Annotated in this window: 12 protein-coding genes; 10 read left to right on the top strand and 2 right to left on the bottom strand. The window is 52.1% G+C overall.

What is annotated here, in order from left to right; all coding sequences use genetic code 11:
• Window positions 1-102: 102 nt before the first annotated feature.
• From ACYVGR_RS16575 to ACYVGR_RS16555, 5 genes are all read left to right on the top strand, one after another.
• Window positions 103-1,698, top strand: coding sequence for a SusD/RagB family nutrient-binding outer membrane lipoprotein (locus tag ACYVGR_RS16575; protein ID WP_460958609.1), 1,596 nt, complete (start codon window positions 103-105; stop codon window positions 1,696-1,698).
• Between the two features lie 298 nt (window positions 1,699-1,996).
• Window positions 1,997-2,920, top strand: coding sequence for a metallophosphoesterase family protein (locus ACYVGR_RS16570; protein ID WP_460958607.1), 924 nt, complete (start codon window positions 1,997-1,999; stop codon window positions 2,918-2,920).
• 4 nt (window positions 2,921-2,924) lie between these two features.
• Complete coding sequence (locus tag ACYVGR_RS16565) at window positions 2,925-3,476, top strand: HD domain-containing protein (RefSeq protein WP_460958605.1); 552 nt, start codon at window positions 2,925-2,927, stop codon at window positions 3,474-3,476.
• A gap of 37 nt (window positions 3,477-3,513) precedes the next feature.
• Entirely contained in the window at window positions 3,514-6,249 is a 2,736-nt protein-coding gene (locus tag ACYVGR_RS16560) for a bifunctional YncE family protein/alkaline phosphatase family protein (RefSeq protein ID WP_460958603.1), read from the top strand.
• 77 nt (window positions 6,250-6,326) lie between these two features.
• A complete protein-coding gene (locus ACYVGR_RS16555) occupies window positions 6,327-7,619 on the top strand; it encodes a DUF5690 family protein (RefSeq protein WP_460958601.1) in 1,293 nt (430 codons plus the stop codon).
• A 338-nt stretch (window positions 7,620-7,957) separates the two neighbouring features.
• Here ACYVGR_RS16555 and ACYVGR_RS16550 read toward each other — a convergent pair whose 3' ends face one another.
• The gene (locus ACYVGR_RS16550) at window positions 7,958-8,113 is read right to left on the bottom strand and encodes a hypothetical protein (RefSeq protein WP_460958599.1); all 156 of its coding nucleotides are present in this window, start codon (window positions 8,111-8,113) and stop codon (window positions 7,958-7,960) included.
• Window positions 8,114-8,472: 359 nt separating this feature from the next.
• Here ACYVGR_RS16550 and ACYVGR_RS16545 point away from each other — a divergent pair, with 359 nt between their 5' ends.
• Entirely contained in the window at window positions 8,473-8,907 is a 435-nt protein-coding gene (locus tag ACYVGR_RS16545) for a LytTR family transcriptional regulator DNA-binding domain-containing protein (protein ID WP_460958597.1), read from the top strand.
• A gap of 134 nt (window positions 8,908-9,041) precedes the next feature.
• Here ACYVGR_RS16545 and ACYVGR_RS16540 read toward each other — a convergent pair whose 3' ends face one another.
• Complete coding sequence (locus tag ACYVGR_RS16540; RefSeq protein WP_460958595.1) at window positions 9,042-13,310, bottom strand: ATP-binding protein; 4,269 nt, start codon at window positions 13,308-13,310, stop codon at window positions 9,042-9,044.
• 359 nt (window positions 13,311-13,669) lie between these two features.
• On the opposite strand from ACYVGR_RS16540, the gene ACYVGR_RS16535 reads away from it, so the two are divergent.
• From ACYVGR_RS16535 to ACYVGR_RS16520, 4 genes are all read left to right on the top strand, one after another.
• On the top strand, window positions 13,670-14,047 hold the full coding sequence (locus ACYVGR_RS16535; protein WP_460958593.1) for a LytR/AlgR family response regulator transcription factor: 378 nt from the start codon (window positions 13,670-13,672) through the stop codon (window positions 14,045-14,047).
• Between the two features lie 117 nt (window positions 14,048-14,164).
• Window positions 14,165-15,673, top strand: coding sequence for a hypothetical protein (locus ACYVGR_RS16530; RefSeq protein ID WP_460958591.1), 1,509 nt, complete (start codon window positions 14,165-14,167; stop codon window positions 15,671-15,673).
• A gap of 32 nt (window positions 15,674-15,705) precedes the next feature.
• Entirely contained in the window at window positions 15,706-16,116 is a 411-nt protein-coding gene (locus ACYVGR_RS16525; RefSeq protein ID WP_460958589.1) for a LytR/AlgR family response regulator transcription factor, read from the top strand.
• 169 nt (window positions 16,117-16,285) lie between these two features.
• Window positions 16,286-23,122: a hypothetical protein gene (locus tag ACYVGR_RS16520; RefSeq protein WP_460958587.1), complete on the top strand. Its 6,837-nt coding sequence runs from the start codon at window positions 16,286-16,288 to the stop codon at window positions 23,120-23,122.
• Window positions 23,123-23,155: the final 33 nt, after the last annotated feature.

Genomic DNA, 23,155 nt, shown 5'->3' with positions numbered 1-23,155 from the left:
CTCCTAAAACAGGAGAGGGGTGAAAAGTGGGTAGTCCTGCTCCCCTCTCCCGTTTTGGGAGAGGGGCCGGGGGTGAGGGGGATGATGGAAATACTAAAACTCATGAAACTTCATAACTACATTTTCCCCATACTAGCTCTCCTGCTAGTCGTAACCAGTTGCGAGAAGCCCTTCGATGAACTCGAGAAAGACCCAAACCGGGCCGTCAATGCACCCGCTTCGTTGGTGCTGAAAGGTATTCTGAACGATATATACGACAGCGAAAATAGTCCTTCGGGCTTTGCGGGCGTAACCTACGCGCCCTGGGGAGCGGAGCAACGGTACAACCAGTTCTTCGCCAGTAACTACAACTACTACGCGACGAACGAATACACCTGGACGACGACCAGCCTGAATTTCTACACGCTGAAAGACGTGCTGAAAATGGAGGCTGAAGCCAAGCGGGCTGGTGCTGCTGATGTGAACCCTTATTCAGCCTTAGGGAAATTCTTTCGGGCGTATTTCTATGAGAACATGACCCGGCGGGTGGGCGATATTCCCTTGACCGACGCCTTGAAAGATCAGGCCAACCTGACCCCGAAATACGATACGCAGAAAGCGGTTTACATCCAGATTCTGAAATGGCTCGACGATGCCAATACCGATATGACGGCGATCATTGCAAAAGGCGATAACACCTTGGGTGGCGATTTTTACTTAGCAAACAACCTGCGGCAGTGGCAGAAAGTCGTGAATACCTATCGGCTGCGAGTACTCATTAGCCTGAGCAAGAAAGAAAATGACGCTGATCTGGGGATCAAGCAAAAGTTTGCTGATATGATCGGGAATCCAACGAAGTACCCGATTCTGACTGGTATGGGCGATAACCTACAATACATTCATAACGGTGTTCAGAATAAATACCCTCGGAATCAGGATAATTTTGGCCAGAACGCTACGCGTGAAAACATGGCGAAAACGTATGTCGATTTGCTGGTTGAGCGTAAAGATCCTCGCATTTTTGTAGTGGCCGAACCCGCTTCAGCAAAGATTGCCGCTGGTTTGAAACCAACCGATTATGCTGCGTTTGTTGGTGCTTCGTCGGGTGAAGATCAGCAGGATATGGCCACCAAAGTACTGAAAGGAGACTATTCATTCCAGAACCGGAAACATTATTATTCATCTTACGTAGGCGAACCCGTTTTCATCGTTGGCTATCCTGAACTGATGTTCAACATTGCTGAAGGAATCAACCGAGGATGGGCTTCGGGCAATGCCGACGATTATTACCAGAAAGGAATTGCGGCCTCGATGGGCTTCTATGGCTTGAAAGACGGCGATAATACGGTAACATTCTCACGGGACGGTGGTAATGCCAACTTTGATACTTACACGGTGAACGTGAGCATGAGTGACTACCTCGCCCAACCGTCGGTAAAATATGCCGGTAACAATGCGACGGGTCTGACGCAGATTCTGACTCAGAAATACATAGCCTTCTTCCAGAATTCAGGCCTGGAAGCGTTCTATAACCAGCGCCGGACCGGCGTGCCGACCTTCCTGACGGGCGTAGGTACCGGCAATAGCGCCCGGATTCCGAAACGCTGGCAGTATCCGACCAACGAGCGGACAACCAACGCCGACAATCTGAAAACGGCTCTGACCAACCAGTATGGCGGTAACGACGATATCAACGCGACCATGTGGATTTTACAGTAGTTGTTTGAAACGGTCTAAAACCCCTAAATCCCCTGAAGGGGACTTCGCTCGTGCTTAGATAAAGTCCCCTTCAGGGGATTTAGGGGTTTTTAAGCTAGTTAGAAATTAATATTCAGACAGTTTTTTAGACATAATGATAATTCCCAGACCGATAAGGCTTTTAAAGCCTTATCGGTCTTTTTCGAATAGAATGAATTTCGACCATTAACGAGCAGAAAAACAGTCCCGTGTCCTTTTAGAACCATGCACAAGAGCGTAAATCGGTGATAGATTTGCACTCAGACAGAATAACCTGGCTATGATGAATCGTAGAACCCTCCTGAAATCAGCAACCCTGTTGCCGCTGGCGTCGGCTCCTGGCGACCTGCTCACATCGGCACCTTCCGCCCGCAAACGCTCTGTTCGTTTTGCCTACCTCGGCGATACCCACATTACGCCCGACAATAAGCCGATGGAGTCGGTGGCAAAGTGTTTTCAACATGTGCAGAATCATGCTGATAAACCGGCTTTCATTCTGCACGGTGGCGATGTGATTATGGACGCACTGGCGAAAGACCGGACCGATGTGCAAAAGCAGTGGGATGCCTGGAATTCGGTCGTGAAGTCAAACAACTCGCTGCCCATCGAATACTGCATCGGTAATCACGACATCTGGGGCTTTGAGAATGCGAAATCAGACCCTGACTACGGCAAAAAATGGGCTGTCGATCAGATGAAAATTGGCAATCGGTATCGTTCCTTTGATCGAAATGGCTGGCATTTCATCATTCTCGACAGCGTGCAGCCCAAGCCCGATGGAAAGTGGTACACCGGCCACATCGATCAGGAACAACTGGATTGGTTGAAGCAGGATTTAGCCAAAACGGGCACCAAAACCCCCGTTTTAATTCTATCACATATCCCGATTTTTAGCCCTACCAGCTTCTTTAGCGATAAGAATATCAGCAATGGAACCTGGTCTATTTCGGCGGGTTTAGTATTGTCGAATACGCCTGAGTTACTGAAGCTGTTTTATCAATACCCGAACGTAAAAACCGCCCTGAGTGGCCACATGCACCTGCTCGACCGGGTCGATTATAATGGCGTTACATACCTATGCAACGGAGCCGTGAGTGGCGATTGGTGGCGCAATGATACCTACCAGCAAACTAAAGCCGGGTATGCCCTTATTGATCTGTACGATGACGGGACACTTGAACGAACTTATTTACACTACCAATAATACAATGCAAGTTATCGCTGATTTATTCGTCCAGAGTGGCGACGATGCTTACTACGGTGAGCCTGTAACCCAGCTTGAACATGCCCTGCAATGCGCTCAGTTAGCCGAAAAAGCAGGTGCCGATGAGGAAACAGTTGTAGCGGCTTTCCTGCATGACATTGGTCATCTGCTGCCGCCTGAACTAGCCGGTGGCTATATGGATGGCTATGGCACCATCGACCACGAGAAACTCGGAGCCGATTACCTGCGCGAGATGGGTTTCTCGGAGAAAGTTGCCCAACTGATTGAGCATCACGTGAATGCCAAACGGTATCTGGTTTATAAAAAACCGGAATACTTTGCCCGACTTTCGGAAGCGAGTGTGAAAACGCTTGAATTTCAGGGTGGCCCCATGAAAGTAGGGGAGGCTATGGCGTTTGAAACGAACCCATACTTCCGGGAAATTCTGCAAGTCCGGGGTTGGGATGAACAGGCCAAAATTCCCGGTTTATCGACGCCCGGTATGACCTATTATCTGACCATGGCGCATAGAGTGCTAGAGGGTGTAGATGACTAAACCGTTTGTTAACCCTGTTTCCGTACTTCACCCATCTATGAAGCATCTTTTCGTTGTTTCTCTTTTCTGTTTTTGCCAACAGGCTTTTGCCCAGCGGAGCTACACAACCTTACAGGCGCCAGGGCGGGCGGAATACTGTAAAATAATGCCGGATGGCAAATCGGTTTTGCCTAGCGGTCGGTACGTGACTCCGGCGGGTCGAACTATTCGAATTACCAATGATCCGTTTGGGCTAGCGATCTCTCCCAATGGGCAGCGGGCAGTGTCGTTGCACGATGGTGTCTTAACGGTGTTGAATCTGACGGATTGGCAGGCAACGCGCATCCCTGATTATGCTGGTAAAATTCCGTCTGCTCTGAAAGGCGGCTCTTTTCTGGGCGTGGCCTTTGCCCCCGACAACCGAACGGCTTATTTGAGCAATGGCGATAAAGGGCGGGTTTTGGTTTTCGATACCGAACAACTGAAAACGACCGACAGCATTAGCCTCGACGGTAATGGCTATACAGACAGCTTCACCTCCGATCTGCTTCTGAATGGCAACGAACTTTTCGTACTTGACCGGGCTAATTTTCGGATGGTGCGTATCGATCTAGCGACCAAGCGCATCATGGCCTCCATTCCAACCGGACGCCAACCGTTTGGCTTAGCTATAAGCCCCGATAAAAAACTGGCTTTTGTGGCCAATGTTGGGCTCTACACTTACCCAAAAGTGCCGGGTGTAACGAAAACCAACAAAGACACGATGGCCCTGAAGTTTCCGCCCTATGCCGCTCATACCAAAGAATCGGAAGAGGGCGTAGAGGCAGAAGGACGACGGATTCCGGGTTTGGGAAGCCCGTTAGCTGACGAAGCGATGAGCGTCTGGACAATCGATCTGGCCACTAATAAAGTTGTAAAACGCTTTAAAACAGGGGTTCAGATTGGCGAAATGATTGAAGAAGCGGAAGTGGTAGGAGGGGCATCACCAAACTCCGTTGTCGTAGGAAGCCGGTATGCGTATGTATCAAACGCTACGAACGATAATATTTCCCTCATCGACTACCGAAACCGAAAACTTGCTGGGACTATTTCGCTGAAAGTCGATCCGAAACTAGATCGCTATCGGGGGTTAATGCCTTTTGGACTGGCATTGACTAAAGACGAAAAGACGTTATACGTTGCTCTACTCGCGTTTAACGCCGTGGCCGTTGTCGACGTAGCAGCCCGAAAAGTTCGGGGCTTGATTCCTACCGGCTGGGGGCCAACCCGTGTTGCCTTATCGCCCGATCAGAAAACGTTGTATGTAGTCTCTGCTCGAGGCTATGGGGCCGGACCAAACGGCGGAGCCACCTTCGTAAAACCACCGCAGGGCACGTATATTGGCGATATTCAGTTGGGTACATTTCAGGCGGTTTCTGTGCCCGATCCTACACAACTAGCCACCTATACCATGCAGGTACTGGCAAATACCTACCAGACGGTTACACTAACTGATACTGGAAAAAATCCGTTGCCTGTGTTACCCAAAACGCGTCAGTCGCCAATCAAGTATGTCGTTTATATCACCAAAGAAAATCGGACATACGACGAAGTGCTTGGGCAGTTAAAGACCGGAAATGGCGATTCAACACTGGCTCGTTTTGGCGTAGGGGTTACCATCAAGAGCCGAATCTCAACCAGTCGGGGAACTAGCGGACGGACAACGGATCAGGTGAGTGATACCATCCGGATAACGGCCGCCGACATTATGCCTAACCATGTACGTGTGGCCCAGCAGTTTGCCTTCTCTGACAATTTCTACTGCGATTCAGATGCTAGTATTCATGGGCACCACTGGATGTTAGGCACCATTCCCAACGAATGGGTAGAAGCCAATGCCGCTTCGGAAGGACGCTTTGACCCCGACTCCAAGGCACCTGGTCGGCGGTTCCCGAAAGCATCGGGCGCTATCGACCCTGAAGATTACAATGAAATCGGCGGGCTTTGGGAAGCCTTTGAACGCAACAAGGTCTCGTTATACAACTTCGGTCAGGTCAACGAATTTGCCGGAAACGTAGAAGAGTGGACGACTACGAAGTTTGGCGCAGCCCAGTCAGTGGTGTTTCCGATGCCCAAAGCTGTGTACCCACACACCTCGCGCGATTTTGCAGGCTATAATACCAACGTGCCCGATCAATACCGGATGGACCAATTTGAGCAGGAGTTTACGGCCAAATGGATTAAGGGCAAGGAGAAAATGCCCCAATTTGTAACGATGCAGATTCCGAACGATCATGGGGCCGGGCCGCGTCCTGATTTCGGCTATCCATTTTTACATTCCTATATGGCCGATAATGACCTGGCCGTTGGTCGGGTTCTCCACTTTTTGTCGCGTACAAAATACTGGAAAAATATGCTCGTCATTATTACCGAGGACGATCCACAAGGGGGCGTCGATCATATTGACGCGCACCGTTCCCTACTGATGATGGCCGGGCCTTATGTGAAGCGGGGCTATGTATCGCACACGCACGCCAACTTTGGGTCGATCCTGAAAGTGATGTACAATATTCTGGGGGTTCCGTATGTAAATCAGTACGATCAGACCGCTTCACTATTGCAGGACTTTTTTACAGACAAGCCCGATTTTCGGCCGTACAACGCCGTATTGCCCGATGGCCGCGTATTCGATCCGCAAACCGCAATGAAGCCCTACAAGAAACCGTTCGACTGGCGGAAAATCGAGAAAGGCCCCGAAATGGACGACCGTGCCGACCAGCGAGCCGAACATTATCGGCAGCAACAGGAGAAATAGTTTCGAATAGCTTTGTCGATTCCGTATATTGGCATATTTTCTCTTGTAAAATCGACTTCTTCAGCACTCTAAAACGTATGCGTTCTCCCGCTTTTCTGCGCAATCCAACCGCCTTTGTTATTTTCGGGGCCACAGCCGCCTTTTGCACGTATGCCTGCATGTACGCTTTCCGAAGAGGCATTACGGCCACAACCTTCGAGGGTATGTTCTTTGCGGGAATCAGCTATAAAATCTGGCTAGTTACAGCACAGGTATTTGGGTATGCCGTGTCGAAAGGGATTGGTGTGAAGGTTGTTTCGGAGATGTCGCCAGGACGTCGGGCCATCAATATTCTCTTCTATGTAGCCGTAGCCCTCTCAGCCTTACTAGGTTTTGCGTTGGTTCCGGCTCCGTATAACATCGTTTTTCTCTTTCTGAATGGTTTACCCCTCGGCCTCATTTACGGAACCATGCTGGGTTTTCTGGAAGGGCGTCGTCAGACCGATGCACTCGTGGCTGGGCTAACGGCGTCGTTCATTTTCGCATCGGGTTTTGTAAAAACGGTTGCCCTGACAATCAAGAGCGAATGGGGTGTATCGGAGTTCTGGTTACCGTTTGTAACGGGAAGTTTATTTATACTGCCCATGCTGGTGTCGATCTACGCCATGACCCTGCTACCACCACCAAGCAGCGAGGACCGCGCCCTGCGTACTGAACGTAAACCAATGGATGCCGACGAACGCCATGCGTTTGTAAAGAGCTTCCGACCCGGTCTGATTCTGCTGATTTTGTCTTACGTATTGCTATCCGCCTTCCGTGATTTTCGGGACAATTTCGGTCCTGAAATCCTGAAAGACGCAGGTGTTGAAAACCCCGCTATTTTCGCCAAGACCGAAACGATGGTAGCCGTAGGTATCCTGATTGTCATGGCACTCCTCCAGCGAATAACTGATAATTTTCGCGCGTTTACCCTGCTCAATGGGCTGATGCTGGCGGGTGGGGCCATGGTTGGCTTAAGTACGTATGCCTACTCGACAGATACGCTCTCGGCAGGAAACTGGTTTTTGCTGACGGGCTTAGGCTTATACATGGCCTATGTACCCTGCAATGGCCTGTATTTCGAGCGATTGATTGCTTCCTTCCGGTACGTCAGCACGGTTGGTTTCATTGTAACGCTGGCCGATTGGTACGGTTATCTAGGCAGCGTTTCGGTACTTTTGTATAAGAACTTCGGGCATGCCAACATCAGCTACCGCGAGTTTTTTATATACGGTGCCTACATCATGGCAGGTCTGTACAGCATGCTGGTAGTTGCTTCTTATACCTATTTCAAACGACGATTTCAGACGGCAGAGAAAACAACGCAGGAAGTGAGCTATTTGCCGAATTAAGAAGTGAATATCCACTCAATATTGCGCTAAAGCTTTTTAAAATAGTCGACTGAGATGGTCTAATTAATCGGCAGCCTGAACTTGCTTAACTTAGCAAGTTCAGGCTGCAACCGGGCAAACCCAAAACTCGGCGTAAATATGACGCTGATTTCAAAAGTGAACCGGGCTGCCGGAGCAGTCGTCAAAATGTTGGCCAGCGGCCAGACAGCCGCCTATGTTTCAAAGGCGTTAGGCGTTTCAGAAAATCTAATTTACCGTTGGAAAAACCAGAACCGCTCCGGCCAGGTTCACGCCCTATGGGCCGAACGATCCGCCGTCGCGGTCAGTACCACTCTGTTTTACTTGCCTAGACTTGGATAGAAATCAGGGTTAGCGGCCCACAAAAGGGTTCGAAGCTCTGTTGAGCGGATCTGCCTATACAGGCTATAACACTCAAGCATAAACCCCAGAAGCCACAGCAGCAAACCGGCATGAACAGGGTGGATAGATTTCATCAGTTACGGTAACAAGAGGTATTTGCGTCTGGTCAGCAATACTGACCAGACGCAAATTATGTAGCCTAAACCGACAAATCAATCAAACACTGGCAAAAACGTCAGCATTGGGCTCTCGATGGCAGAATCGGACTATCGATTGGCAGGATCAGACTATCGTTTGGCAGGATCGGATGTGCCAGAATACCGTCCTTTGTTCAGCTAAACCTCCTGTTTCTAGCCAGCTATCTGCGTCTATTCTAGTCGCTTTGGGTAATACTCCCTACTAGTTGTTTGTCAACTTTTTTCTGTAAACAACAACGTCTATGCCCGCATTATATCGGGCCTGTAAGCTCACCACCGTAACCACTTTATGACCGATGAAGCGAAAACGTAAATCCTTCCACATCCGGAAAGGCGCTCATATCCGAACCCAGCTCGCTCAAATCCTGTATCTGATCGGCGACATCAACTATAGCCGTATCCACCTGGTTAACGGTGAGGTTATCCTCATGTCGCGTACGCTGAAATGGTATGAGGGGCGCTGGCCCTCCTTCATTCGGATTCACAAGCAGACCCTGATCAACCCCAACTATGCCCGCTCATTTATTTTGTCAAGTACACTTAGGGAGGCTATTTATGTGGTGATGGCGGATAGTGCCAAGCTGTTGATCGCTCGTCGTCGATTATCATTGATACGGAAAAAGTTGGCCTGTCTTCATTTTGGGAAAGAACTTCATCAGTCCTCCAGGACGCCGATGCCCCAGCGCATTGATCCGTCAACATTCGTTGGCAGATTTGAGCGAGCAGCTTAATGCGTATGGCTCTCGCAAACCTCCGAATTGAGCCGTTTTTTTCGACCCAAGAGAAATGACAAAAAACGGCTCGGTTTAGGCGGGGGCGTCACCAGTACGATCCCGCTACCATTCGCTATCTACACCTGCTAGCACTACTTTACGGTCACGTTGGCTGCTGCTCGCGAACGTTCTCCCGGACTGACACCAAAACGTTCCCGATAGATGCGAATAAAGTACGATGTGTTCTGATAGCCGACCTGATACCCTACTGATTTGATCAGGGTTTCGGGCTGTTTTTCTAGAAGTTCATGCGCTACCTGAAGCCGAACTTCCTGAATGAACTGATTAGGTGAAAGACCTGTCAGCACACCCATCCGACGATACAACTGACGTTCGCTCATCGAGTTGGCTTCGGCTAAAAAATGAATGGTTAAATTAGGGTTTGTCAGATGCTGCCGAATAAGCTGCTGGAGCGCGTCAATCCATTCTGCATCCTGAGATAGAGCAGGTTCTTTCACAAAGCCAGTCTCTTCGGATAGTTGTTGCCGAAAACGAGCCTGTTCATCGGCCCTTTGCAGCAATTGCTGAATCCGTACCAGCAGTTCCATTTCGTTGAACGGCTTGGTCAAATAATCGGCAATGCCCAGCCGGAGTGCCTGTAATCGGGTTTCCAGATCTACACGAGCCGTCAGCAGTATGATTGGCACATGAGCGAACGTCGCATGTTCACGCAGTGCATTCACCAGTGCCATACCATCGATTTCGGGCATCATAATATCCGAAACAATCAGATCGGGAAGATGGTCGGTACTCAGTTGATGCAGCAGATCGAGGGCCTGTCGGCCATTACGGGCAATCAATAATTCGTAATGGGGCGACAGCAGCATCTGGATGTATAGCAGCATATCGACATGATCCTCCACAATGAGTATGGATTTACCCCTCGAAGAGTGACTCACTTCGTCGGTCTCATCGGACCGAAACAAGGCAGGCAAGCTTGTTACTGGAGGAATCGCCTGCTTGGCGACGGGCTTGTTCAGAGAGACAGGCAGAGTGATGGGCCGTATGGGATACGTAATTGTAAAGGTACTGCCCTTACCCAGCTCGCTGTTGACTTGAATGCTGCCTCCCCACAACTGGCAGTACTCCTGACACAGGGCCAGACCAATACCGGTGCCACCATGAAGGGGCTTATCGGTTTGTTTAGACTGGAAGTATCGTTCAAAAATGTGGGGGATGTCATCCGGATGAATGCCCGCGCCTGTGTCCGTCACCTTAATCTCGACCAGCGTCTCAGTCTGGGCCAACTGAACCTGAATAGACCCTCCGGTCGACGTATAACGTAGAGCGTTAGCCAGCAGATTTCGCAACACTGTTTCCATTTTTTGGGTATCCAGCATCATCCAGACAGGATCATCCGCCCCGACTACATACAGATAGATGCCCAGGTACCGAGCCTGGGTACTGAAGTTATCAGCTTTTTTGTGAATAAGCTGGGTCAGATCAGCGGGTTGCTCTCTCAATTGGGCCTGCTGGTTATCCAGGCGGGTCAGGTCAAGCAGATCATTAACCAGCGTGAGCAACTGTTTGGTATTGCGTTCCATAACTCCTAGCAACGACTGAGCTGACTCATCAACAACACGATGGGTCAGGTATTGAAGAGGGCCCAGCATCAATGTCAATGGGGTACGTAGTTCATGCGAGACATTGGCAAAGAACCGGGATTTAAGCGTGACATTGGCTTGCAGGTCGGCGGCCTGCTGTTCAATAATGGTTTTATCTCGTTCAATGGTCGCTTTATCTTCCTCGATCTGAGCGGTCCGACGAGCCACTTCGGCCTCCAGCAGGAGTTTATCACGCACCAGCTGCCGGTTCCGCCAGCGAAAAACAGTCCCGATAACGCCGACTAGCAGCAGTGCACAAAGCAGCAAAAACCAGGTATGCAGATAAATGGGCCTATCAACGTGGATGGGAATCGTGAGCACTGGCGAAATCCAGTCACCATTGGTTGTTTGTGCCCGTAATTCCAGTCCATAATCACCAGGAGGCAAGTGGTTTAGCCGTAACTCCAGTTCGTTTTGCATCACCCATCGGTCCTGCCAGCCCGTAATTCGATACCACAAGCGGGTTTTACCCAGGTAGCGGTAGTCCAGTAAGGCAAACGACAAGGACATCCATTTGTCATCGGTTGTCAAATGTACCCGTTGCTGGCGCTGGTAGTCGGTCAGCCAGTCAACCATTTCTCCGGTGTCCGGCTCCAGTTTACGGTACTGAGTCAATAGTAGAGGAACCAGATTGGGCTTGTTTACTCCTATCTGATCGGGATAGAAGGCCGTAATGCCGTTCAAGCCTCCCAGAAACAGGCATCCGTCTGGGGCACGGTAATGGGCAGTCAGGTTAAACTCTTTATCAGCGATCCCATTGATGGTGTGAAAAATCTGAATCTGGTGAGTTTTGCGGTGAAACGCCATTAACCCGTAGTCGCTGGGTAGCCACAGCCGCTGGTGACGATCTTCATAAATACAGTAGATCGTATTATTGGAGAGCCCCTGCTTCTCCGTAAACTGCTGGTACTGCCCAGTAGCCCGGTTCCAGCGAATCAATCCACCGCCACGAGTTGCCAGCCAATAAACCGACTGATTGTCTGAATCAGGATGGATGTATGTGATATGGTCGAATGGCAGTGCAGGAGCGGTTTCGGAAGCCGAACCGTCATTGGATGGGGCCTTGTCGCGGGTGCTATAGCGGGCCGTAATGCCCCGTAGTGTATCCAGCAGATACAACCCGGATGTAGCCGCTACCCAGATTCCGCCAACCCGGGCATCGGGGAAAAACCCATTAACCCGATTCTGAGCCAGTTCCGTAAATCCATTGTAGTCCGTAAAGGGGCGATTCTGCTTTTTGACCACATCGAAAATCGACAGACCCCGATCGTAGCCAATCCAGATATGCTGCCGCCCGTCGTGCCAGAGGGCCATTCCCTGGTTGTACGACAGGTCGGGCTGAAGCCGATACGAAACCACCTGATTCGTCGATGGCGTAATGTTTATCAGGTTATAGAGGATGGACCAGATCGTTCCCCGTTGATCGGCAATGGCCGGATACAGGTAGTGTAAGGCTTTATAGGCCGGATCAGTATCCGACAATACAGGAACCCCCTTTCCAGTAGCCAGATCGAGCCAGTAACTTTCAGTAGTGTTTACCCACAACCGATTGCCCAGTTGCACCATGCCCCGAATCGAATTGCGGGTAACGGTTGGCTTCTGATCAGGTTGATAGAGGTAACGTTTGAACTGATTGGGTTCGAGGGTAAGCAGTACTACCCCATCGTCAGTAGCGAACCAGACAGCCCCTGTTCGATCAATCAGTGACCGTCTATACTGCTGCATACTAGCCGTAGGTACGTTGGTTGCCAGCAGGTCGAAGATAACGCCCAGGCGAGGGTGCCAGGCGAAACAGGTCCGAATACCACTAATCCAGAATAGGTTCCGTTGGGCATCATAACGAGCTACCAGATGCATAAGCGCGTTTTCGCTCTGATCGGCAAGTGGATTGCGGGCAAACTGAACCGACAAGGGGGCCAGCACACCCGTTGGCGAAAGTTGAAAAAGGAACCCCTCAAGCTGGTGCGTAGCTAGGTGAGGCAGGTCTTTAAAATTGGTGTAACGGGTTACTTTTTGCAGGTACAAAGTGCCCTGGGCATTGCGCGCAATGGGAGCCAGTGGGTGCGGAAATTCCTGCCGATTCACTATATGTCCAAGCGAGTCTATTTCGAGCAGCGTACTGCTAAAGGGCGTTTTGCCCGTTTGAACCGACAGCAGGAGTGTACCCTCTGTGGTTTCCAACGTGCCCAACAAAGCGGTCGGAACCTTAGAGGAGTGCCATCGACCGATGGTACGAAAGCGGCCCTCCCCCAGGTGCCGAACAAGCCTGCCACCTGCTGTGAGCAGATAACGAAAGGGTTGATTATCGGTTTGGGCAAACCTCAGAATCGGGTCGTTCTGAAAAGGGTCGGGCCGATTAAAGGCCTGGCTGAACGTCAGCGCACGCGTTTCGCCCGGGCGCACAATCCATATTTTACGTTGCTCCTCGCCCATGCCTCCCGTGAGCCAAAGATTACCAGCCCAATCGGGATAAATGTAATTGGTAAGGGGATTGAACGCCTGGTTACTGGCCGACTTGTCTGGTTCTGGCAAAGCGTCGAACTGGCGTCCATCGAATCGATACGCGTTCTCCAGTGTACCCAGCCAGATGAACCCCTGCTGATCCTGCCCCAGGGCTGTAGTCGCCTTTCCAAACGTCAGATGCTGGGCACTCACAAGGTAAGGAAGCTCTGTTGAGTGAGTCTGCCCATACAGGTTATAACAGACAAGCAAAAGCCACAGCAGTAAACCGGCATGAACAGGGTGGATAGATTTCATCAGTTACGGTAACAAGAGGTATTTGCGTCTGGTCAGTATTGCTGACCAGACGCAAATTATGTAGCCTAAACCGACAAATCAATCAAACACTGGCAAAAACGTCAGCATTGGGCTATCGATGGCAGAATCGGACTATCGATTGGCAGGATCAGACTATCGATTGGCAGGATCGGATGTGCCAGAATACCGTCCTTTGTTGAGCTAAACTTCCTGTTTCTAGCCAGCTATCTGTGTCTATTCTAGTCGCTTTGGGTAATACTCCCTACTAGTTGTTTGTCAACTTCTTTCTGTAAACAACAAGGTCTATGCCCGCATTATATCGGGCCTGTAAGCCCACCACCGTAACCACTTTATGACCGATGAAGCGAAAACGTAAATCCTTCCACATCCGGAAAGGCGCTCATATCCGAACCCAGCTCGCTCAAATCCTGTATCTGATCGGCGACATCAACTATAGCCGTATCCACCTGGTTAACGGCGAGATTATCCTCATGTCGCGTACCCTGAAGTGGTACGAATCACGCTGGCCCTCGTTCATTCGGATTCACAAACGGGTTCTAATCAATTCCCAATATGCTCAGCACATTAAGCTGGCTCCTCAGCCGCGCGATACTAGCCAGTTGATCATGACCAATGGGGCAGAGCTACCCATTGCCCGGCGTCGGTTGAGCCTGGTAAAGCAGGAATTCAGCCTGCACCAGTTTAAGCCTGAGGGGGTGGCTGAGTCTGTGGCTTAACCTTCTGGAGCTTCGGCACCAGACCATCTGGCTTGTTTAACCATACAGACGTAAACACCTCAACAGACCTCCTCAAAACAGACGTTCTTAAAATCTTACTGAACGATTGATACAACTATGCAAACTATTATTTTTCTTTCGCCAAAGCACTTTATACTGGGGTTACTTATAGGAGCCATTGCGGCAAGCCTGCTGGGGTTGGCCGCACAGCCAGGCAAGGCCCAGACCATTAGTACCGAAATACGCCCCTGCAAGGCTGACTGGGTGGGCAACGGAGTACCACCTTATCGTTTTTACCATGTAAACGGCACCCATTCGACCACCTTTGTTACGGGGGAAGTTATTTATAGTGTAGGAACCGCGCCAAGCCTACAGTGTAAAAGCCCATCCAGCGCTACCTTTACAACCCCCAATTTGCCCGGAGTTGCCACGGTTTTGGCAAGCAATGTAAGCCAACGATACTATACTGCCAGCATAAATTCAAGTGGAGACACTGTCGATGTGTCTAAAACCTGTCAGAAAGTTGGGCCAATCCAATACGTTTTTGCCCAAAACCAGGCTTTTTCCATTAGTATGCCTGGCAGCTATTCCATTTCGTTTGCCAACAGCAACGGCACGGTTGTAGAACTAACCATTATAAATGGTACGCCACCCACTCCATTTTCTCTGAATCTTACATCCAGTATGGGCAATCTCATCCAGCCCGCTACCCCCGTCAGTTTTACGGCTACCTCACAAAACCTGCCAACAAGTCGAAATAACGACCTCAATACCTACAACTGGTACCTAAACAAGAATACGATTACAAGCGCTACCTCTTCTGGAACAGCGGCCTCGGCAACTTACTCGACCACCGGTCTTGCGCCAGGCGATGTTATCCAGGCCAGCTTATACCCCGCCTGTGGCGTACTCGATACCTACTACACCAATAGCTTCACGGTTTGCACCCCACCCAGCCTTACAATTACCCCAACTCCCAGCCTCACCATAGCCACAGGGCAGTCGGCAACGCTCACCGCCAGCGGAGCCGACGCCTTCCTGTGGAGCACGGGCGAAACCACCGCCAGCATTTCGGCATCGGTAACGGGTTCCTACTCCGTAACGGGGGTTACGGGTGGCTGCTCAGCCACAGCCTCAGCCTCCATCAGTGTGACGAGTAGTCCCACAGGACCCGATCTGACGGCTACCGTGACGCTACCCGATGCCCAGTTCCCAAACACGAGCGGGGCCTACAAAGACTTCATCATGAGTGTCTTCGAAGTGGGGGGAATGCCCACCTCAGCAGGCAACATCGTCCTGACCCTCACTGCTCCGGTGGGCTACACGCTGGCTTTCGATACGGGAGCTACTTCCCTGAGTGTGTCGGGGGGCAGTCAGACCCCGGTCAATAATGGAGACTGGCAGAGTAGTCTGGGGCAGGAGGGGCGTCAGTTGAGCTTAACCATCAAGGCAGGCCACAGCATTGGGGCTCACGCCCAATCGGTGGTGGGGGTGCGGATCGTGCGGACCAGTGCGAGTTCGGGTTCGACTTCGAACATCACCGTCAATGTCAGCAACGATGCCAGCAAGACCTACGATCTAAACCCGGCTAATAATGTCTATGCAAGGATTATAAGCGGGCTTTAGACATAAGGCTCGTAGCCACCTCCTCCTTGCCTATGAGCCTCTCCACCGTAACCACTTTATGGCCGATGAAGCGAAAACGTAAATCTTACCAACCCCGCAAAGGGGCTCATTTCCGAGCCCAGCTCGCTCAAATCCTGTATCTGACTGGTGACATCAACTATACCCGTATCCACCCGACCAATGGCCAGGTGGTTCTCATGTCGCATACCCTGAAATGGTATGAAGCACGCTGGCCTTCCTTCATTCGGATTCATAAACAGGCCCTGATTAATCCCCAGCATGCTCAGCAGGTTAAGCTGGCTCTCCGGCTGCGTGATAACAGCCAGTTGATCATGACCAATTGGGCAGAGCTACCCATTGCCCGGCGTCGGTTGAGCCAGGTAAAGCAGGAATTAACCTTGCACCCGGTTAAGCCTGATGGGATGGCTGAGTCTGTGGCATAAGTGAAATCATTCTCTTGTCTGGCAGACTCTTTTCGCATCATTCGTTCAGATTTAACGGCCGGAAATCACCGGTTCAGTAACGAAAATCGCCGGTTCACGAAAATGCTTTTTTCGGTCTTTGTACCCGCTATATGCCTGAATTTCACTACTTAATCAATTTCCATAAAACATGCCCGAAATACTACCTACCATTCGCTTACTTACTCAAAACTCGTCTACGTGCTGGCCGCTATACGATGGTGGCCTCAATGGCTTATACCGCACTCCGGCAAGGGGCCGGCAAGCGGCCAGGCTGTTACTTATCCTGCTTGGGCTATTGCTAGTGCCCGGCATTGGTTCGCATTCGCTGCTCTATGCTCAGAACGGCCCTGTCTGTAACAGCTATACGACCAAAACGACAGCCAATGGTTTAGGGTCTGGCTCTACATCAGGCATTTACGCTGTAGCCGGGCCTACCAGCACCACCATTTATGCTGCTCAGTACAACTCGCCCAGTGGCGGGGGCGTCAGTATTTCCACCAACGGTGGGGCCAGCTTTACCAACTATAATAGCGGCATGGCCGAAACCACAGTGGAGAATGTGATGGCTGTGGGCAGTAAGGTCTATGCGGCCACCAACGGCGGGCTGGCCGTATCGACCAACGGTGGCCTCAGCTATACCAACAAAACGACCGCCAATGGACTAGGCAGCAACACCACTATTGGGTTGTACGTGGTGGGCAACACCGTTTATGTAGGCACCACCGGCGGATTAAGCATCTCGACCGATGGGGGCAACACATTTGTCAATAAAACGACCGCCAATGGCTTAGGCAGCAACACTATTCGTACCGTGTATGTCGTGGGGAGCACCGTGTATGCAGGTACTACCAATGGGCTTAGCATCTCGACCGATGGAGGCAACACATTTGTCAATAAAACCACCGCCAACGGACTGGGGGGAGCTATTATGCTGGGGGTGTATGTGGATGGAAGTACGATTTATGCCGGTACCGACGGCGGGGGCTTAAGTATCTCGACTAATGGCGGTGTCAGCTTTACGACCAAAACCACGAGCAATGGCCTAGGTAGCAACGGCGTCCGGCGCGTATTTGCCATTGGCAACACGGTGTATGCCGCCACGGAGGGAGGGCTTAGCATTTCCACCAATGGGGGCAGCAGTTTCACTAACTACACAACCAGCAATGGATTAGGGGGCAACTACACTGGGGGGCTGTTTGTACTAAATAATGTCATTTATGCAGGTAATAGCAATGGTGGCGTATCGTTTTGTTCGGTGCCCTGCACCACCAGTGTGAGTATCACTGCCACGCCGAGTTTGACAGTTGCTTCGGGCCAGAGCACTACCCTAACGGCATCTGGTGCGAGCACTTATGTCTGGAACACGGGGGGCACTACGGCTAGTATCAATCCGGTCACATCAGGCACGTATTCGGTGACGGGCACGGGCAGCTACAACTGTACGGCCACGGCCAGTACCACCCTGACCGTAACGCCCGTAACCCTAACAACGGCTGCTACGGCTAGTTCGATTTGTATGGGTGGCTCATCCACGCTGTCTGTTACGCCATCGGGTGGGGTGGCCCCGTATACCTATAGCTGGTCGGCTCCGGCTGGAGTGACGCTGTCGGCCACCAACACCAGTTCAGTCACCGCAACTGGTACTACCTCAGGCGTAAAGACGTTCACCGTAACGGTGACGGGTACGAATACGACACCTGTCAGCAGCACCGTAGCTTTTACAGTCAATGCCCTACCTATTGCCAGTATAAGCGGCAACTTAACCATCTGTGCCGGGCAGTCAACCGTACTAACGGCTTCGGGTGGTACCAGCTATCTCTGGAGTACGGGAGAAACCACCGCTGGCATTACCGCTTCGGCTGGGACTTACTCGGTAACGGCTACATCAACTGGCTGTTCGGCTACGACCACAGCAACCGTGACGGCTTCACCACTACCTACGGTGAACATAGCCGCCAATCCATCCCTGATGATTCAATCAGGACAGAGCACAACGCTGACAGCGTTGGGGGCAAATAGTTATCGCTGGTCAACAGGAGCGACAACAGCCACCATTTCAACTAGTGCAGCCGGAACGTATTCTGTAACGGCCACAACTGGCAGTTGTTCGGCTACGACCAGTGTGGTGGTGGCCGTTACCAGTGTCAGCTGTGTAACTCCGATAGTTTATGCCGTTACGGGTGGGGGAACCCTTTGCAGCGGTTCTTCGGGCTTGCCTATTGGGCTGGCTAACTCCCAGACGGGCGTTACCTACCAACTCAAACTAGGCAGCACCAATGTGGGCAGTCCGGTTGCAGGCACGGGTTCAGCATTGAGCTTCGGTTTGCAGACGGAACCGGGTACGTATATTGTAGAAGCTACCAATGATAATTGCGTAGCCACCATGAGCGGTAACGCTACGCTGGTGATTACGCCCTCGGTGACGCCCTCGGTTTCGATCACCAGTACCGTGGGAACCCAGCCGATTTGTGCCGGAACATCGGTGACTTTTACCGCCACGCCTACCAACGGCGGCACAAGCCCGTCCTATGCGTGGCAGAAAAATGGGGTCACTGTAGGCGGCAACAGTACAACCTATACCGATGCGGGTCTTGTCAACAGCGATGTGATTAGCTGTGTCCTGACCAGCAATGCCTCCTGTGTTACTTCTACTATCGCCATTAGCAGCGGGTTGAGTATAACGGTCAATACCCCAGCCACCAGTATTGCCGGTACGTTGACCGTTTGCGCTGGACAAAGCACGCAGTTGACTGCATCGGGTGGCACCAGTTATCTTTGGAATACAGGTGCCACTACAGCCAGCATCACTGCCCCAGCAGGTACCTATTCAGTACTGGTTAGATCGGAAAACTGTTCAGCTACGGCCACCGCCATTGTTACGGAGACGGCCCTACCGGTGGTGAGCATCACGGCCAATCCATCCCTGACAATTGCGTCAGGTCAGAGTGCCACATTGACAGCCAGTGGGGCTGATACTTACCTTTGGTCGACCGGAGCAAGTACTGCCAGCCTGGTGGTTAGTACTGGTACGTATTCGGTTACAGGCACAAGCGGTAGCTGTTCCAGTGTAGCCTCCACAACGGTGAGTCTGCAACAGGGAGCCTCCTGTGTGGCTTATGTGCCCCGTAACCTGGTGGTGTCGACTTCCGTAAGTACCTACAGCGGCACCTACGCGCCCGACGGTAGCTACAACGGTGCTCCTGCTTGGTTAGGGCCCGTTGGGGGAAAATTTCAAGTACGGATTCGCTGGAATGGCAGCCAGTGGGAACTGGTAGACGGCTCAACTGTGCATAGTACCGTGTCCGGTAGCGGCAACAATTTACCCTGTTCAGGCTGGAACGCCAGCGGTAACGTGGTCTCCTCCAGAAGTATAATTCCCACGATCACTCAGGGTTGTGGTGTACTGAGCAACATTCCGGTTCCGGCTATAGCCGGTCAGCTAACAGCCTGTGGCACCCAGCCCACAACGCTGAGTGCTTCGGGAGGAGAGACTTACCTGTGGAGTACGGGAGAGACTACCTCGAGCATATCGGTATCAGCAGGAACTTACACGGTCACGGCGATAAATGCTGCGGGCTGTTCAGCTCAGGCCACCAAAACGGTCACCTTGGTTCCATCGCCCACGGCCACCATTGTCAGCAATCCAACCGTATGTGTGGGACAGAGCGCGACGATGACTGCTTCTGGAGGAGACAATTATCTCTGGAATACGGGAGCCACCACACCCACCATTACAGCCCCGGCGGGTAGCTACACCGTTACGGTAACCACCAATGAATGTTCTATCAAGGCAGTGGCCACCACCGTTGTCACGGCGATGGCCTTACCGGTGGTGAGCATCACGGCCAATCCATCCCTGACTATTACGCCGGGCCAGAGTACAACCCTGACGGCCAGTGGGGCCGATACTTACCTTTGGTCAACCGGAGCAAGTACTACCAGCCTGGTGGTTAGCGCTGGTACGTATTCGGTAACAGGCACAAGCGGTAGCTGTTCCAGTGTAGCCTCCACAACAGTGAGTTTGCAACAGGGGGCTTCCTGTGTGGCTTATGTGCCACGTAATCTGGCGGTCACCGTATTAGAAGGAGGTAGCAGTGGTGGCTATAGCGGCACCTACGTGCCCGACGGTAGCTACAACGGTGCTCCTGCCTGGACAGGTCCCGTTGGTGGAAAATTTCAAGTACGGATTCGCTGGAATGGTACCCAGTGGGAACTGGTAGACGGCTCAACTGTGCATAGTAGCGTGCCTGGTAAAGGCAACAATCTACCCTGTACAGGCTGGACCGCCACCGGTAACGTGGTTTCCTCCAGAACCAAGATTCCGACGATTACCCAAGGTTGTGGTATGCTGAGTAACCTGCCGATTCCGGTGCTAACGGGTCAGCTAACAGCCTGTGGTACCCAACCCACAACGCTGAGTGCTTCGGGAGGAGAGACTTACCTGTGGAGTACGGGGGAGACTAGCTCAAGCATCTCGGTGTCAGCAGGAACCTACACGGTTACGGCGATAAATGCTGCAGGCTGCTCAGCCCAAGCCACCAAAACCGTTACCTCCGTGCCACTGCCCACTGCCACCATTGTCAGCAATGCGACGGTGTGCCCAGGACAAAGTACGACGATGACTGCTTCAGGAGGAGATAATTATCTCTGGAGCACAGGGGCCACCACGTCCGCCATTACAGCCCCGGCGGGTAGCTACACCGTTACGGTAACCACCAATGGCTGTCCCATCAAGGCGATGGCCACCGCCATTGTCACGGCGATGGCCCTACCGATAGCGAGCATCACGGCCAATCCATCCCTGACTATTACGTCGGGTCAGCGTACAACGCTGACAGCCAGTGGAGCTGATACTTACCTTTGGTCAACCGGAGCAAGTACTACCAGCCTGGTGGTTAGCGCTGGTACGTATTCGGTAACAGGCACAAGCGGTAGCTGTTCCAGTGTAGCCTCCACAACAGTGAGTTTGCAACAGGGGGCTTCCTGTGTGGCTTATGTGCCACGTAACTTGGTGGTGTCGACTCCAGTAAGTACCTACAATGGTACCTATGTGCCTGATGGCACCACCAACGGTGCTCCTGCCTGGTTAGGGCCCGTTGATGGAAAAATTCAAGTACGGATTCGCTGGAATGGCAGCCAGTGGGAGTTGGCAAATGGCACAACGGTGTATAGCAAGGTGTCTGGAACCAGTACCAATTTACCCTGTTCAGGCTGGGGTAACGGCAACGTGGTCAAAAGTATCATTCCCACTATTACGCAAGGTTGCGGTATGCTGAGCAACCTGCCGATTCCGGTGCTGGCGGGTCAGTTAACGGCCTGTGGCACCCAACCCACAACGTTGAGCGCTTCGGGAGGAGAAACTTACCTGTGGAGCACGGGAGAGACTACCTCAAGCATATCGGTATCAGCAGGGACCTACACGGTCACGGCGATAAATGCTGCAGGCTGCTCAGCTCAGGCCACCCAAACGGTTAGCTCCGTACCGCTGCCTACGGCCACCATTGTCAGCAATGCGACGGTGTGTGCGGAACAGAGTACCCAACTCACGGCGTCAGGCGGGAGCAGTTATCGGTGGAGTACGGGAGCCACCACACCCACCATCACAGCTCCAGCGGGTAGCTACACCGTTACGGTAACCAACGCCAATGGCTGTTCAGCTAGTGCCACTACGACAGTCACGTCCACTACGCTCGCTGCCCCTGCTTTGACCACCGCCAGCCGTTCGCTGACTACCAGCGCCACGCCCGTATCATTGGCCAGCTTTGCCACCGCCGATGATGGCAACACGCTTAAGTTTACGACGTCTGGTGGCACGCTCATCAACCCGCCGGTGGCCAGCATTGCCCAGGCTGGTATCCAGAACTTTCTGGTCAGCCAAATCAACGCTAGTGGCTGTGTCAGCCCTACTATACCCTTGAGTCTGACCATCATAGAAGTCCCCAAAACGGTGTCGGCTTCGGCCAGCAAAACTCAGGTCTGCGTGAGTGGTACGACCAGCCTGTCGGTCGATGTCAGTTCGCTGGGAGCCGCCACCAAAACCTATCTGTGGGAAGGCCCGGCGGGTGTCTCCTATACCGGAAACACCACGGCCAGCCCAACCGTAACTTTCTCCACGGCAGGTGTCAAGTCCTTCACCGTCACCGTCAATGTAGCGGGTGTGAAATACACTGGTACGATTAGCGTAACGGCCATTGCTCTGCCCGAGGCCCCTGGCTTAACCAGCGCCAGCCGCAGCCTGACGGTAAGCAACACCTCGGTGAACCTCAGTGATTTTGCCACCGGTACTGGTACCTTACGCTTCGTCAACACCACGGGCACCCAGACAATCGCCAGTCTGGCCACCGCTGGCGTACAGAGCTTCTCGGTTACTCAGACCAGCACCGAAGGCTGTGTAAGTGCGGCCACCGTGTTTAGCCTGACCGTAGTGCAGCCGGTAGTATACCCACCCGCCAGCCAGACCGTCTGCAAAGGAGCCAACCTGAGCCTAACCATGCCTGTTGTGAGCGGCAACCCTATCTATGACTGGTATAAGGGCGGAACTAGTTTGGTCAACTTCATAAAGGTACCCTCACCGACCAATATTCTAAAGTTGACTAATGTTCAGACAACCGCCAAGTACTATTGCATTATCACCGTGGGAAGCGTAAAAACCACGTATGGTCCCTATGAGGTGGTAGTCAATTCTGGCTGTACGGCCCGTCTGGCCGCTCAGGAGCAGGAACCCGAAACACCGCTTTCGGTCGTAGTCGCGCCCAACCCCATCGTGGGCAGCAGACTACAGGCAACCGTATCGGGCGCAGCCGGGCAACGGCTGAGCGTATCGGCTTACTCCCTACAGGGCTTGCTGATCCATCAACAGACTTTCGGCCAGGCCGGGGAGCAGCAACCCATCGACTGGGATATGAGCCAGCAACCCATGGGATCATACCTCCTGCGGGCGGAGACCGATACTCAACAGACAACTGTCAAGCTCATTCACCAATAAACTTCCGGGCACGCCGGGCCTTGTTCAAACCCA

This window comes from Spirosoma litoris (assembly GCF_054776755.1).
The sequence above is the reverse complement of the archived record's forward strand: the minus strand, read 5'-3'. Positions and strand labels throughout refer to the sequence as shown.